The sequence below is a fragment of the Dyella flagellata genome (assembly GCF_030160275.1).
In the GTDB taxonomy this organism is placed as follows: Bacteria; Pseudomonadota; Gammaproteobacteria; order Xanthomonadales; family Rhodanobacteraceae; genus Dyella_B; species Dyella_B flagellata.
This window is the reverse complement of sequence record NZ_BSOA01000048.1, coordinates 38395-52834: the sequence shown is the minus strand read 5'-3', so window position 1 is coordinate 52834 and position 14440 is coordinate 38395. Positions and strand designations below refer to the sequence as shown.

The 14440-nt window shown below is 62.0% G+C and carries 13 protein-coding genes; 8 read left to right on the top strand and 5 right to left on the bottom strand.

All coding sequences use genetic code 11. The annotated features are described in order from the left end of the window. Positions 1-73: 73 nt before the first annotated feature. Positions 74-1969 (bottom strand): tetratricopeptide repeat-containing diguanylate cyclase, encoded by a 1896-nt coding sequence (locus tag QQJ96_RS19160; RefSeq protein ID WP_284333632.1) that lies wholly within the window; start codon positions 1967-1969, stop codon positions 74-76. A gap of 286 nt (positions 1970-2255) precedes the next feature. Between QQJ96_RS19160 and QQJ96_RS19155 the strand changes: the two genes are divergently transcribed. The 5 genes from QQJ96_RS19155 (at position 2256) to QQJ96_RS19135 (ending at position 6342) form a co-directional block, all read left to right on the top strand. Next, the gene (locus QQJ96_RS19155; protein ID WP_284333631.1) at positions 2256-2891 is read left to right on the top strand and encodes a GIY-YIG nuclease family protein; all 636 of its coding nucleotides are present in this window, start codon (positions 2256-2258) and stop codon (positions 2889-2891) included. Positions 2892-2983: 92 nt separating this feature from the next. Next, positions 2984-3724 (top strand): glutathione S-transferase family protein, encoded by a 741-nt coding sequence (locus QQJ96_RS19150; RefSeq protein ID WP_284333630.1) that lies wholly within the window; start codon positions 2984-2986, stop codon positions 3722-3724. A gap of 158 nt (positions 3725-3882) precedes the next feature. Beyond that, entirely contained in the window at positions 3883-4200 is a 318-nt protein-coding gene (locus tag QQJ96_RS19145) for a hypothetical protein (protein ID WP_284333629.1), read from the top strand. Between the two features lie 96 nt (positions 4201-4296). Next, complete coding sequence (locus tag QQJ96_RS19140; protein ID WP_284333628.1) at positions 4297-5127, top strand: creatininase family protein; 831 nt, start codon at positions 4297-4299, stop codon at positions 5125-5127. Between the two features lie 51 nt (positions 5128-5178). Next, positions 5179-6342: a YncE family protein gene (locus tag QQJ96_RS19135; RefSeq protein WP_284333627.1), complete on the top strand. Its 1164-nt coding sequence runs from the start codon at positions 5179-5181 to the stop codon at positions 6340-6342. A gap of 55 nt (positions 6343-6397) precedes the next feature. On the opposite strand, the gene fabV is transcribed toward QQJ96_RS19135, so the two are convergent. Then, the gene (fabV, locus tag QQJ96_RS19130) at positions 6398-7606 is read right to left on the bottom strand and encodes an enoyl-ACP reductase FabV (RefSeq protein WP_284333626.1); all 1209 of its coding nucleotides are present in this window, start codon (positions 7604-7606) and stop codon (positions 6398-6400) included. Positions 7607-7783: 177 nt separating this feature from the next. On the opposite strand from fabV, the gene QQJ96_RS19125 reads away from it, so the two are divergent. Next, positions 7784-7960 (top strand): hypothetical protein, encoded by a 177-nt coding sequence (locus QQJ96_RS19125; protein WP_284333625.1) that lies wholly within the window; start codon positions 7784-7786, stop codon positions 7958-7960. Here QQJ96_RS19125 and QQJ96_RS19120 read toward each other — a convergent pair whose 3' ends face one another. Both QQJ96_RS19120 and QQJ96_RS19115 read right to left on the bottom strand, forming a co-directional pair. Then, entirely contained in the window at positions 7961-9937 is a 1977-nt protein-coding gene (locus tag QQJ96_RS19120) for a ferritin-like domain-containing protein (RefSeq protein WP_284333624.1), read from the bottom strand. It abuts the gene before it with no gap. 144 nt (positions 9938-10081) lie between these two features. Beyond that, positions 10082-10849: an SDR family NAD(P)-dependent oxidoreductase gene (locus tag QQJ96_RS19115; RefSeq protein ID WP_284333623.1), complete on the bottom strand. Its 768-nt coding sequence runs from the start codon at positions 10847-10849 to the stop codon at positions 10082-10084. 122 nt (positions 10850-10971) lie between these two features. On the opposite strand from QQJ96_RS19115, the gene QQJ96_RS19110 reads away from it, so the two are divergent. Continuing rightward, positions 10972-11874 carry a LysR family transcriptional regulator gene (locus tag QQJ96_RS19110; protein ID WP_284333622.1) on the top strand — a complete coding sequence of 301 codons (903 nt, stop codon included), beginning with the start codon at positions 10972-10974 and terminating at the stop codon, positions 11872-11874. Positions 11875-11994: 120 nt separating this feature from the next. Next, entirely contained in the window at positions 11995-13428 is a 1434-nt protein-coding gene (locus QQJ96_RS19105; RefSeq protein WP_284333621.1) for an alkaline phosphatase family protein, read from the top strand. 70 nt (positions 13429-13498) lie between these two features. Here the strand turns inward: QQJ96_RS19105 and QQJ96_RS19100 are convergent, their stop codons facing one another. Further along, complete coding sequence (locus tag QQJ96_RS19100) at positions 13499-14410, bottom strand: bifunctional helix-turn-helix transcriptional regulator/GNAT family N-acetyltransferase (protein WP_284333620.1); 912 nt, start codon at positions 14408-14410, stop codon at positions 13499-13501. Between the last annotated feature and the right edge of the window lie 30 nt (positions 14411-14440).

Genomic DNA, 14440 nt, shown 5'->3' with positions numbered 1-14440 from the left:
ACGTGGAAAACGAACCGGCCGTTGGGCCGGTTCGTCTTTGTCTGGGCCAGGAAGATCAGGCGCAGACAATGGGTTATTCGGGGGAGTTCGCGTACGGATGCGCGTCGGTGGGTTTGCTGCCATCGGCGCTGGCGGCGGCTCGGGGCGTTTGTTCGTCCATGCTGATGACCACGCGATTGCGGCCGTCGCGCTTGGCGCGATAGAGCGCGCTATCGGCGGCAAGCAGCAGCCGCCGCAAGTCATAGCCGTAGTGCGCGGTGGAGGCGACGCCAAAGCTGGCGGTAAGCGCGACACTGCCTGGCTCGTCGCTGGCCGTTGCCTGAAACGCCAGGCGTATCTGTTCGGCGCGTTCAAGCCCCTGGATGATGGTGCATTCCGGCAGCAGGATGCCGAATTCCTCGCCGCCGATGCGGCCGAACACGTCTGAGGAGTGCAGATGCTGCTGGCAGATCGCCACCGATTGCCTCAACACGCTATCGCCCACAACGTGGCCATGCGTGTCGTTGACGTCCTTGAAGTGGTCCAGGTCGATCAGTACCAGGCAGGCGCCACGCAGAGACTTGGCCCCGTAACGCAGCGTCTGTTGCGCCTCTTCGACGAAATGCTGGCGATTGAAGATGCCGGTCAAGCCGTCGCGGCGCGCCAGACGCATGAAGCGCAGTTGCGAGCGCTTGAGGCGATACAGCCAGAATGCGATCGACGCCAGCACGGTTAGCAGCAGGGTGATGTAAAGACGGCTGGTTACGACGGCTTTGTGGTCCAGCGCCTGTTGCAGCTCAAGGATCTGGTTTTGCCGGTTCAGTTCCTCCAGCTCGATTTTTTTCGTTTCCACCTGTTGCTTGACGACCTGGTAGGCGAGGGCCTTTTCGCGGATGTCGTCGAGATGTCCTTTGTCGGCGGCTACGTATTTTTCGTGATAAGCAAGCGCATCGCGTAAATTGCCGGACTGTCGTTCAATTTGATAAAGCAGTTGATAGGCCTTGACCAGCGGATCGATAAAATCGCTTTTCGAGGCGATATCCACGGTGGCCGACGCATACTTCTGCGCGAGCGCGGCGTTGCCCTTGTTCCAGTAGGCTTGCGCCAAAAGCACCTCGTATTCCGCGGTGAGCTGCGAATAGCTGATCTGCTTGACTTCTTCGTAGTGCCCTTCCAGCACGGACAAGGCCTTGTCAAGCTTGTTTTGCTGCAAGGCCTGGATCGCCATGTCGCGCCGGATGGTATCGGCCGGCAGGATTTCGTGGATGCTCAGGCAGCGATCGAGCGCATCCTGGAATACCTCGTCGGGCAGGGAGGCCTTGCCGCCGAGAACGGCTGCGTCCAGCTCGTACAAGTGTCCCAGACAGTTATACCTGCCGCTGGGATAGCTCGCGATGATTTGCTTGGCGTATGCCGCGGCGAGATCGTATTGACCTGCCTCGGTCAGCAGTTGCGATGCTTCCCCCAGGATATGGGCGCGCGCCTCGGCATCATTGAGCTGCGGGAGATTTTCCAAGGCATGGTCGAGATATTCGAAGGCTTCCTTGTAATGATGTTCGACACCCAGGAGATTGATCAGGACGGAAGTCGCCTTGATCCTGAGGCCGCTATCCGGGCCTTGTTTTATGACCGCTTCCAGCAGCGGCTTGGCCTTGTCGTTCTGTCCGATGTAGGCCGCTTGCCAGCCTTCCAGGTAGCGCAGGCGCCAGGTCTGTGATTCGGACAGTTCCGACGTGCGGTTCTCCAGTTCATGCAGCTGCCGTATGAAGCTGGCGTAATCGGCGGTCTTTACGCTTTCCGTGTCATCCAGCAGTTGGGCGACATTTTCTGCCGGCACGGGTTCGGCTGAGACCGCTGCACCGGCGAGCATGGCGAACAGCAGGAAAGCTCCTGCCCGATAGCCGCCTAGCTTGCCGCCGGCAATACGCATTACGCCCAGGCGGTTGGCAAGCAGGAGGACGAATGCTGCGCGTCCTTCGCACCCCTCCATGGGGCTTGGCTAACTATTTTTTGCAAAAAACCAATGAGCTTGGACATCTGCTTACCCCACATCTGCTTACCCCTGGACTTGCCGTGAGACCCCTTTGTCGGCCACCGTCATCCTTCCTGGAGCCGATTGGTGTCTCATCATATCGCGCGCCGGGATGAGGCGCGCCTGATCGGCAAAGTGATTGGCACTGATACGCCTGTTTGCCAGGATTTAGCCATGGATCGACCGTCATCCGGCCAGCCCGGGTCGTAGAGTATTACGCCCTGGAAGCGGGGAAGGGAGCTGAATGAGCAAGCGCGAAGCACAGCCTGGCTGGGATTTGCCCGATCCTGCGGGACGCGGACGCACGTTTGTTTACGTGCTGCCTTTGTGCGGCGAAGACCTGACCAAGCTGGGTTTCACGCACGATCCGGTGCAGCGTTTTCGTAGCTTCCATCCTCGCTTCTTTGCCTTGTTCGACCTGGAACGCGGCCTGTTGGTGGAGACCGGGCGGCTGCGTGAGGCGCGACGGCTGGAGCGCTTGCTGATCGAGCGTTGGCCGGAGCATCGCGCCCAAGCTCCCTTGTTGGTGGCGGAGGCGGCCGGCGGTCATACCGAATGGTTCCGCGGCATCGCCGAGGAAGTGGATGCGTTCGTGCGCCGTACCGCGGACCGCTACGGCTACCCATTGCATGCGCCATTGAGCGGCTGGTTGCGTGCGCGTTTTTCGGAGCGTGCAGATCAGTTGTACGCGTGGTCGCAGCGTTTGCTGGAAATGATCCAGTGGCAGGCGATGAGTTTGCCGCCGGAGGCGCGCGACCCGCGCTATGCCAAGGCGCTGGTCGACAATCTCGACGCTTGCCGTGCCGTTGGCATGCCGCTGGACAGCTTGCTGCCTGCCGAGGTGCTGGCGTGGTATGCAGCAGCTTGTGGCAGGGGCTAGGGATAGCGCCACGACGGGATCTACTGACAGCACGTTGTCAGTAGCTGGGGTCTAGGCTGAGCGTTCTTTCCCCAAGTGCGGAACTCATGGACATGACCACGCCAAGCATCACCCTGTACGCCACCCGCCCCGGTTTCGGCATGCCGGAAACCAGTCCTTTCGTGATCAAGACCGAAGTGCAACTGCAGATGTCGGGCCTGGCTTATGCGCGGGAATCGACCATTCCACCGCTGGCGCCCAAGGGCAAAGTGCCTTATCTCGTGGACGACGGCGAGGTGGTGTGCGATTCCACTTTCATTCGTGCACATCTGGAGCGCAAGTACGGCGTGGACCTGGACGAGGGTTTGAATGAGAGCCAGCGTGCGCAGTCCTGGGCGATCGAACGGATGCTGGAGGATCATCTGTATTTCGCCATGGTCTGGTTCCGCTGGATCGTGCCGGAGAATTTCGCCAAGGGGCCGGCGCAATTCGCCAATAGCGCGCCGGAAGAGCAGCGCGAAGCCCTGCGTCGCGAGATGCAGGCGCGCAGGGACGGTGATCTGCGCGGGCACGGTATCGGCCGGCATTCGGCGGGCGAGATCGGAGCCCTGGGCGTGCGCTCCATCGATGCGCTGGCTGCCTTGCTGGGCGACAAGCCTTATTTGATGGGCGAACGCTTGACCGCCGTGGATGCGACAGCCTTTGGTGTGCTTGCTTCCATCCTTACACCGTTCTTTGACACGCCGCTGCGCGATGCTGTGCTTGGCCGGCCCAACCTGGTCGTGTATGTGAACAAACTGATGCGGCGTTACTACCCAGGGCATGAGTGGGAGCCGTTGGCCGAGGCCGTCTAAGGAAAAGGAAGCTGGGATGGCCATCCCAGCTTCCGTGGCCTGCGATGCGAAACCTTCGGTTATGTGAACGACCTCCTCGACAAGGCCAGGACGCCTACACAGAATTGATCGGTACCTCCCTAGGCTGTAGCTGTCTTCCAGAACCCGAGGAGTCGCCCATGGAAGTCAGTTTCAATAACTGGGGCGAGGCCGTCGCGTTCCTCTCCGAGCGTACCGATATCGCGCTGGAAGGATTGATGGCGCTTAGCGCGCAACAAATGGTGGACCAGCAGGTGATTGCTGCGCTTCTCGCGTCCCATTCCCACTTGAGAGCCGCCGCGGACGCGTGGCGGCAGATGGCTTCGGCTACCTTGCCGATCACCCACGTGCGTAGCCTGCAGAACGACCAGCCCGAATCGGTGCGCGAAGCCTATTCCGAACGCATGGCCTATTGGGAGGAGATCTTCCGCAAGGCCATTCCCCAGGAGAGCGAATGAGGCAAAACGCGGGCAATCGGTTCTAAAGAGGTGCGAAGACAGGAAGGGCGTGCAACCATAGGGCGCCGTTATTCACATCCCCTTCGCGCCCGCCCCATGACCCAGCGCCATGCTTTCCGACGCGTGATCGCGTCCGTCGTTTTCGTTGTCGCGGCTGCCGCTGCGCAGGCTGCATTCGCCCAAACGCCGCCCACCGTGCAATTGCAGGACCTTACCTGGACGGAGCTGCGTGATCAGGTAAAAAACGGCAAGACCACGGTGATCATTCCCATCGGTGGCACCGAGCAAAGCGGTCCGTATATCGCGGTGGGCAAACACAATGTGCGCGCGGCCTATCTGGCGGAGCGGATCGCGCAAAAGCTTGGCAACGCCCTGGTGGCGCCGGTAGTGGCCTATGTGCCCGAAGGCGGTTATGCGCCGACCACTTCGCACATGCGTTTTCCGGGCACGATCACCGTATCGGATGACGTGTTCGAGAAGATGCTGGAATCGGCCGCCAACAGTTTTGCCGTGCATGGTTTTCGCAACATCGTTTTCCTGGGTGACCATGGCGGTTACCAGAAGGACTTGAAGCAAGTAGTGGCTCGCCTCAACAAAGCCTGGGCAGGAAAGGATGCGCGCGCGATTCTGCCGGCGGCCTACTACGAGGCTTCTTCCGATGGTTATGCCAAGCAGCTACGCCAGCGCGGTTTCCGGGATGACGAAATCGGCACCCATGCGGGTCTCGCCGATACCTCGCTGCAACTTGCGGTGGCGCCGCAGATGGTGCGGTTGAATCAGCTTCGCAAAGCGCCCAAGCCCGATGATGCTGATGGCGTGTACGGCGGCGATCCGCGGCGCGCCAGCGCGGAACTCGGCCAAATCGGCGTGGATGCTATAGTTTCACGCACGGTCGACGCCATCCGCCAGGAAACCGCGGGGCGTTGATCCGATGCTTGGAACCCCTTTCTCAAGTCTACTCAAAATAAGGGAACTGCCGTGAAATTTGATCGTTTTGGGCGTCTTGCCTTGCGTGCCGGCGCCGTGCTGGCCGGTTTGTGTGTTACCGCCGCGGCTGCGGCGCAATCGGTTCAGACCGTTCCTGGCATGCCGCCGGTCACCAACCCCCACGACATGTACAGCAATGCTGGCGCGAACATGTTCAGTCCGGCGGTGAAGGGTGCGCTGCCGCGCATCTATGTGCCGAACCTGCGCTCGAACGACGTGTACGTGATCGATCCGGCCACCTTCAAGGTGGTGGACAGGTTTCCGGTTGGCCACAGCCCGCAGCACGTGGTGCCGGCGTGGGACCTGAAAACACTATGGGTGACCAATAACGCCGAAGGCCGCAATGACGGCAGCCTGACGCCGATCGATCCGATGACGGGCAAGCCGGGCAAGGCCGATCCGGTGGATGATCCGTACAACATGTATTTCACGCCGGATGGCAAGGAAGCGATCGTGGTGGCCGAGGCCTTCGCCCGCCTGGACTTCCGCGACCCGCACACGATGGCGCTGAAATCCCGCTTGCCGGCACCCGAGTGCAAGGGCATCAACCACGCCGATTTCTCGATCGACGGCAAGTACGCCATCTTCACCTGCGAATTCGGCGGCAAGCTGGTGAAGATCGACATGGTCAATCGCAAGGTGCTTGGCTATTTGCAGCTCAGCAAGCGCGGCATGCCGCAGGACATTCGCGTGTCGCCCGACGGCAAGGTGTTCTACGTTGCCGACATGATGGCCGATGGCGTGTACCTGATCGACGGCGACAACTTCAAGCAGATCGGTTTCATCAAGACCGGTATCGGTACGCACGGCCTGTATCCGAGCCGCGACGGCACCAAGCTCTACGTGGCCAACCGCGGCTCGAATAAAGTGCATGGTCCGCGCAACGGCCCGGGCAGCGTGTCGGTGATCGACTTCGCCACGCGCAGCGTGGTGGCGAACTGGCCGATTCCGGGCGGCGGCAGTCCCGACATGGGCAACGTCACGGCTGACGGCAAGTGGTTGTGGCTGTCGGGCCGTTTCGACGACGTGGTGTATGCGTTCGATACCGCGACCGGCAAGGTGAAGATCATCAAGGTGGGCATGGAACCGCACGGCCTGGCGGTGTGGCCGCAACCGGGACGGTTTTCGCTGGGGCATACGGGCATCATGCGTTGATGAAAAAAAGGCCGGCAATCGCCGGCCTTTTTTTAGGTAGGAGTTGGCCTCCAGCCTAGGACAGTTGGACCACGTCAAAGCTCACGTCCGGATTCACGTCCGCGTTGTAATCCACGTCCTTGCGATCGAAGCCGAACAAGCGCAGGAACTCGTTCTTGTAGCCGGCGTAGTCGGTGGTTTCCCACAGGTTTTCGGTACTGACTTGCGGCCATAGCGCCTTGCAGGTCTGCTGCACGTCATCGCGCAATTCCCAGTCGTCCAGGCGCAGGCGGCCTTCCGCGTCGGTGGGCGGAGGCGTGCCGTCCTGGCGGTACAGGAAATCGTGGAACAGGCGGTTGGCCTGCTCGATGGTGCCTTCGTGGATGCCTTTCTCCTTCATGATGCGGAACACCATGGAGACATACAGCGGAATCACCGGGATGGCCGAGCTGGCCTGGGTCACCACCGACTTCATCACGCCCACGTAGGCGTGCAGGTGCTGTCCGGCGTAATGCTGGTTGAGTTCGCGCGCGGTGTTGTCCAGGTGCTGCTTGGCCTGGCCGATGGTGCCGTGCCAGTAGATCGGCCAGGTGATTTCGGTGCCGACGTAGCTGTAGGCAACGGTGGTGGCGTTATCCGCCAGCACGCCGGCCTTGCTCAGCGCGTCGATCCACAGTGCCCAGTCTTCACCGCCCATCACGGCGACGGTGTCCTTGATTTCCTGCTCGTTGGCGGGCTCCACCGTGACCTGCACGACGGTGTCCTTGTTGGTGTCCACCGAGGAGGCGGTGAACGGCTGGCCGATCGTTTTCAGCGTGGAGCGCACCACCTCGCCGTTGTCGGGCAGCTTGCGCACGGGCGAGGCCAACGAGTAGACCACCAGATCCACCGGACCGCCCATTTCGTTCTTGATCAGTTCGATCGCGCGCGCGCGGGTTTCATGCGAGAACGCATCGCCGTTGATGGAGCGCGAATACAGCCCGGCCTGCTTGGCCAGTTTGTCGAAGGCGGCCGAGTTGTACCAGCCGGCGGTGCCGGGCTTGGTGTCGCTGGAGGGTTTCTCGAAGAACACGCCCAGCGTGGCCGCGCCGCAACCGAAGGCTGCCGTGATGCGTGTCGCCAGGCCATATCCCGTGGAAGCTCCGATCACCAGCACGCGCTTGGGACCGGCACCGCAAGCGCCCTTGGCCTGGGTGATGCCGATCTGGTCGAGCACGTTCTTTTCGCAACCGACCGGATGCGCCGTGATACAGATAAAGCCGCGAACCTTGGGATGGATGACCACGAATAAGCCTCACCGGATGAATACAAGGCCGCCATTCTAAGGGGCGAGGGGGGCCATGCGCCTGCGCAGGGTAGGGCAAGGGGCGGGAGTGCACAGATTCTTTACGTCTTCCGTACCCCGTGTTCCTCGTGCTGGCCGGATAGTTGGCTTGCATCACCCACGCGAAAGGAGGCCGCCATGACCACCCGCAAGCCATCCAACGCACCCCATGAAGCCCCGGGCCGCAAAGCGGCCGAACCCTACGATCCGCACAAGCGGCGTGGTCCGCCGCAGCGCCTGGAAGACACCAACGCCAGCGGCGACGCCCTCAATGACACCGGCGAGGACAACCAGCGCCAGAAAGAGGAAGACTGATCAGGCCCCGTCGGCGGTGAAGCCTACCTTGGCATGGCTGCCGTCGCAGAAGGGCTTGTTCTGGCTGTGCCCGCAGCGGCACAGGTAGGTGCTGGTGACACGCGCCACCATGCGGCCGGTGCCGCTGGTGATTTCCAGGTTGCCGCGCACGCACAGCGGGCCGTTCAATTGCGGGTCGATCCGCAAGGGGCCGTCGCGCACCGCCAATTCGTCGGTGGAGTTGCCGGTGGGCGGTTCGCCGCTGGCGGCGAAGCCGATGTCGTGATGCGAACCGTCACAGAACGGCTTGTTCTTCGAGGCGCCGCAGCGGCACAAGGTGGCGCGGAATCCTGCCTGCTTGCCACTCAGGCGCAGGTCGCCGCGAAACGCATACGGCCCTGCTTCGCGCGTCGCGGCAAGATTCACCGGCGGCGCGGATTCGTCCGGACGCCCGTCGCGCCGCTGGTATTGAATGGCGCCCGAGGGGCAGGCATGCGCAATCTCCACCAGGCGCTCAGCGTCCATCGCATCGGGATGGAGCCATGGCCCTTGCACGTTGGCGAGGAAAACTTTCGGCGCACCGGTGACGCAGAAGCGTGCATGGATGCAGCGCTTGGCTTCGAACAGCAAGCTCAGCTTTTCGCCTTCGACCCGCTCGATGCCGTCCTGCGTGGTGCTTGGCGCCGCGGCAGGCGTTGCGGCAATGGTTTGGGTGGCGGCAATCGCAGATGGCGCGGGCCGCTCAAGATCGAAACCTTCCTCGGCCTGCCTGGACAAGCTCGCGAACACACGCGCGGCAGCAATCGTGCGCGGATCTCCTGTTGCACTCAAACGCTCGGCCGCCTCCGTCAGCTGCTGGAGCCGCTCGCGGAAGAAGCGGCGCGCACCGGGTCCTGGCGGTAGCGGCGATGCATCACGCAAGGTGATGAAGGTGACGCCTGCATGGCAGTCCGGATTCGATGGGCCGGCCGGCAGTCGTGCGGCGCGTTCGGCCAGCGGTACCAGCGCGCGCATCAGGCCGATACCCAGCTCGAGCGAAAGATTTTTATCCGGGTCCGGCTGAGGTACCGCGTAGGTGTAGGCGAGCAGCCGCTGCATCAAACCGTATGCGGCGTTGGCAAGATCGACGGTGGCGATCGCATCGGAATCTTCCAGCCACACGCGGCCTTCGGGACGCGGCGGCCGGCGCAATACCGGATTGGTGGCGGCCGGAAAGGCGGGTTTGAAGGACGGGTCAGCCGTGAGCAGCGCCTGGTATTCCGCGCGTATCGCCGCGAAACGCTGGTAGTGCGAATTCTCCGTGTTCTCCAGTGCGCCTTCGCCTTGCGTGATGATGGACTCGAACGCCGCCAGCGCTGTCTTCAGGCAGATCACGCGCTTGGCGCCGGGCAATGACACTTCAGCGCTGGACAACTGCAGTGCCGGGTTGCCGCACATGGCGCCCGCTTCGCCGTGCGCTTCCACCATCAAACGCAGGCCATTGCCCAAGGTCTGGTAGAACTCGCCGACGGTGTCGTAATCGATGCCCATGGGGGTAAGCCGTGCACCGGGTGCGCCGCGCACGAAATGCCGTTCGGGCTCGAAGCCGGCGCCATCGGGTTCGGCCGAACCGGCTGGGCGTTCCAGGTAGATGAAGTGCTGCAGCGTCGCCATGTTGAACGGCGCCAGCTTCACCACCACGCCGGCCGGCAGATAGCCGGGGTCGAGCGGAAAGTTCACGCGACCGACGCGCGGCGCGCCGCCCAGCGCGATGGTGATGTTCCATACCGACATCAGGTGGCCCATCTCCTCGATCGCCACCTGCAGGATGCTGTGCTTCCAGCGCGTGATCGCTTCCAGCTGTTGAGCGGTAACACCTTCCTCCACCGACGACTTCAGCGAGAACGCTGCGTAGAGATACGTGCACATCAGGCAGTGTTCGAGCTCGGCTGCTTCGTAAAGCGCGTGCAGCGCCTGTTCGCGGCTGGGAACGGTATGCAAGGAGCTGTAGCTGACCACGGCTGGGTCCCTCTTGGTGTCAGAACACAGAAGGTACACCGATTGGGGTTGCGTGCGTCTGTGCCGTAGGCTGGGATGGCAATCCCAGCACGGCCATGCATGCAGCACAGGCGATGCTGGGCTTGTCGTACTAGCTTATGTTGTTCAGATGAACATGCCGCCCGAAGCTTCGATGCGCTGCGCATTGATCCAACCGCTTTCCTTTGCCAGCAGCATCGCCACCACGCCGCCGATATCGTCCGGCAAGCCCACGCGGCCCAGTGCCGTCTGCGCAGCGACGTATGCATTCACATCGGCGTTGTCGCGCACCGTGCCGCCACCGAAGTCGGTCTCGATCGCGCCCGGAGCCAGAGTGTTGACAGCGATGCGGCGAACGCCAAGTTCCTTGGCCAGGTAGCGCGTCAGCACTTCGATCGCGCCTTTCATCGCGGCATACGCCGAATAGCCGGGCAGGGCAAAGCGGGCCAGGCCGCTGGAGACATTGAGGATGCGTCCGCCGTCCGCGATCAAAGGCAACAAGGCCTGGGTCAGGAAGAACGTGCCCTTGAGGTGCACGTTGACCAGTTCGTCGAACTGCGCCTCGGTGGTTTCGGCGAAGCTGGCATGGATGCCGATGCCGGCATTGTTGACCAGGTAGTCGAAACCATCGCGTTGCCATTGCTGCTGCAACACCGTGCGCAACTGCTCGGCGAAGGCGGCAAAGGTGGATGCCTTGCCGACGTCCAGCGGCAAAGCGACCGCACGGCGGCCAAGCTTCTTTACTGCCTCCACCACCGCCTCGGCTTCGGCCTGGTTGGAACGGTAGGTCAGCACCACGTCGGTGCCATGTTCGGCCAGTCGCAACACCATGTTCTTGCCAAGGCCGCGGCTGCCGCCGGTGATCAGGGCGATCGGGGTAGAGGTCGTGCTCATGAGTGTCTCCTGGGGTGGGAAGGAACCAACGGCGAACAGGATATTGATCTGTACTTGCCACATAAATCGTCCGATCATGAGTGCTGTGTTCGTAAATAATGAACAATCGAGCGGGGCAGGCGATGAATCGGATCGAAGCCATGCAGATCTTCGTGCGGGTGGCGGAACTGGCCAGTTTCACCCGGGCCGCCGACAGCCTGGGGCTGCCCAAGGCCAGCGCATCCACCGCCGTGCAGCAATTGGAAGCGCAGCTCGGCACCCAGCTTTTGCATCGAACCACGCGCCGGGTGCAATTGACGCAAGACGGCCAGCGCTACTACGAGCGCTGCAAGGATGTGCTGGCCGACCTGGATGAACTGGGCACGATGTTCCGGCAGGAGCCGCAGGCGGTGAGCGGCCGCTTGCGCGTGGACATGAATAGCGGCGTGGCCAGGCATGTGATCGACCATTTGCCGAAATTCCTGCGCGAACACCCGGGCATCGAAGTGGAACTGAGCAGCTCCGATCGCCGTGTCGACCTGGTGGCGGAAGGTTTCGATTGCGTGGTGCGTGTGGGCACGCTGGCCGATTCCAGTCTGGTCGTGCGGCCGCTTGGGCAATACAAGATCATCAACTGCGCGAGCCCGGCATATCTGCAGGAATACGGTGTGCCGCAAACCCTGGGGGATCTCGCGCGTCACCGGCAGATCCACTACGTATCGGTGATGGGGCAGCGGCCACCCGGCTTCGAATACCTGGAAGGCACGCAGTACCGCTACGTGCCCATGCAAGGCGTGCTTACGGTCAATAGCATTGAGGCCTACACCCATGCATGCCTGGCCGGACTGGGCATCATTCAGACGCCTAGAGGGGGCGTGCAGCACCTTCTTCTGGCCGGACGCCTGGTGGAGGTGTTGCCGCAATACGAGGCCGAGCCGATGCCGGTGTCGCTGCTGTATGCACAACGGCGCAATTTGTCGGTGCGCGTGCAAGTGTTCATGGATTGGCTGGCGAAGGTACTGGCTACGTATCTGGATCGCGTCTGAATCGCGGAACCGGTTCGCGGAAAACTGTCATCGTGCTTCACTAAGGTAGCGGCGGTCATGCGCTTTGGCGGAGTTTCGCCACCTGTCATGACGTTCCCTTCACACACGAGGCTGCACGTCATGACGACTCCAGGCAACTCGCTGTCGGCGATCAACCACATCGTCGTATTGATGCTGGAAAACCGCTCTTTCGATCACATGCTCGGTTTTCTGTATGCCGACGCCGGCAATGTCTCACCCGCAGGCCAAGCCTATGAAGGGCTTACCGGCAAGGAATCGAATCCGGATGCGAATGGCAAGCCGGTCAGCGTGTTCAAGATCAAGGGCGGCACCAGCAGCACGTATTTCATGCCGGGTGCGGATCCTGGCGAAGGTTACACCGCGACCAACTCGCAGCTGTTCGGCAGCAATACCGCGCCCACGCCGCCAACCGCCGGCAACCAGGGCTTTGTCAGCAATTTCGCCTATACCTTGAGCTGGGAATCGAAAAGCACGGGCTATTCGATCCTGCCTGGCACCACGGCCAACGACATCATGGGCATGCATACGCCGCAAACCCTGCCGGTGCTCTGTGCGCTGGCGCGTGGCTTTGCCGTGTGCGATCACTGGTATGGCTCGGTGCCGACCGAAACCTTGCCCAATCGCGCGTTCGTGCATGCGGCCACTTCGCAAGGGCACATGGATGACAAGACCAAGACCTTCACGGCGCCCACGATCTACGCCGCGCTCGATAGCAAGCAGATCAGCTGGAAAATCTACGGTTACGATGCCGAGCCGCTGACACGCCACAGTTTCACCGACATCACCAATCTTCCCGACAGCTATTTCGGGCTGTTCAAGGATTTCCAGTCTGATGCGGCAAACGGTTCGCTGCCGGCTTATTCGTTCCTGGAGCCGAGCTGGGGTACGAAAGGAAACAGCCAGCACCCCAACTACGACGTGGCCTTGGGCGAGCAATTCATCCACGATGTGTACTACGCGCTGCGCAACAGTCCGCAGTGGAATCAGACCTTGCTGATCATCACCTACGACGAGCACGGTGGCTGCTACGACCATGTGTCGCCACCGACCAACGCGGTGCCGCCGGACTCGTCGGCTGGCGAATACGGATTCGATTTCAAGCGCTTCGGGCCGCGCGTGCCGACCTTGCTGATTTCGCCGCTGATTCCTGCCGGCACGGTATTTCGCGCGTCCGGCGCCACGCCGTTCGATCACACTTCGATTCTGAAAACGGCGCAGCTGCGCTGGAGCCTGCCGGCGTTGACAGCACGCGACGCCGCTGCGCCCGACGTGGGGAATGTGCTTAGCCTGCACACGCCACGTAAAGACGATCCGCTGGCCGGCGTGGCGGTGCCGCAGTCGAAGGGAACGAATCCTTCGACCAACAAGCCTTCGCATCTGCAGCAGGTGTACGCGGAACTTGCCGCCCACCTGCCGATGCCCGACCCGGCGCCTGGCGCGCAACCGGGCATTGCGAAGCTGAAAACCGCGGATGACTACGATCGCTACATCAAGGAGCGGGTGGCGGGATGGAAGGCGCGCCGCAAGCGCTGATTTGGGTAGGCTGGGATGACCATCCCAGCTTGTTTCCGTGGGGCACGAATGCTGGGATGGTCATCCCAGCCTACGGGCCGAGGTACTTGCGCATGAATACGGTGGCCTGGGGATTGTCGTTGTAGCGTTCGCAGCGTTCATAGCCGCGTTTTTCATACAGTGCGATGGCAGCTTTCAGATCGTCGTAGCTGTCCAGATAGATCCATTCGATGCCCTGGCTGCGCGCATACGCTTCCTGGGCATCGAGCAGCTTGTCGGCGATATGCTGGCCGCGCGCGCTGGGCTTCACATACAGGCGCTTGCATTCGCTGGCGCGCGACAGGGCGGCCAGCTTGCGCAGCACGACGCAACCCACCACTTCGTCGCCCCGATAGGCCAGCCATAGCCCCGAGGCGGGTTCGTCGATCAGTTGCTGGATGCTGCCAGGCTTATCCCGCTGCACGACATGCACGGCTTCGTAGTACTCGCGGAGAATGGCCAGTGCATGGTCATTCGGCGCGGTCAGGCGCGTGATGCGCAGCGGTGCTTGCTGGCGATCTTCAAGCAGGGCGCGGACGCCGGCCAATGACGCCACCAAGGCTTCGCGCTCGGCCGTGCCCAGGTGCGCAAGCATGCCGTGGATATGCGCCATGGACTGCTCGTTGAGGCGCGCGACGGCCTTTTGTCCGGTTGCGGTGAGCAATAGCGGCTTTTCACGCGCGTCTGTGTCGGAGCTTACGCGACGGATCAGCTTGCGCCGGATCAAGCCCGCCACCAGGCGGCTCAGATAGCCGGCATCCAGTTCCAGCGTTTCCTGCAAGGCTGACGCCGTCACTTTCGGCTGGGCGCTCACCTCGTACAGGATGCGCGCTTCGGTCAGCGCAAACTCGCCGTCGAGGTGCCGCTTGCGCAGCAAACCAAGCCGGGCTGTGTAGTAGCGATTGAACTCTCGGATCGCGGCGATCTGCTGCGTGAGTTGCGCTTGCGACGGGAGGGCGTTCATGGAGGAGACTCTATACCCATATAGTTGCTT

Coding starts and splice junctions, on each gene's coding strand:
- QQJ96_RS19160 (WP_284333632.1), bottom strand. CDS start 1,969: ATGGAGGGGTGCGAAGGACGCGCAGCATTCGTCCTCCTGCTTGCCAAC.
- QQJ96_RS19155 (WP_284333631.1), top strand. CDS start 2,256: ATGAGCAAGCGCGAAGCACAGCCTGGCTGGGATTTGCCCGATCCTGCG.
- QQJ96_RS19150 (WP_284333630.1), top strand. CDS start 2,984: ATGACCACGCCAAGCATCACCCTGTACGCCACCCGCCCCGGTTTCGGC.
- QQJ96_RS19145 (WP_284333629.1), top strand. CDS start 3,883: ATGGAAGTCAGTTTCAATAACTGGGGCGAGGCCGTCGCGTTCCTCTCC.
- QQJ96_RS19140 (WP_284333628.1), top strand. CDS start 4,297: ATGACCCAGCGCCATGCTTTCCGACGCGTGATCGCGTCCGTCGTTTTC.
- QQJ96_RS19125 (WP_284333625.1), top strand. CDS start 7,784: ATGACCACCCGCAAGCCATCCAACGCACCCCATGAAGCCCCGGGCCGC.
- QQJ96_RS19115 (WP_284333623.1), bottom strand. CDS start 10,849: ATGAGCACGACCTCTACCCCGATCGCCCTGATCACCGGCGGCAGCCGC.
- QQJ96_RS19110 (WP_284333622.1), top strand. CDS start 10,972: ATGAATCGGATCGAAGCCATGCAGATCTTCGTGCGGGTGGCGGAACTG.
- QQJ96_RS19105 (WP_284333621.1), top strand. CDS start 11,995: ATGACGACTCCAGGCAACTCGCTGTCGGCGATCAACCACATCGTCGTA.
- QQJ96_RS19100 (WP_284333620.1), bottom strand. CDS start 14,410: ATGAACGCCCTCCCGTCGCAAGCGCAACTCACGCAGCAGATCGCCGCG.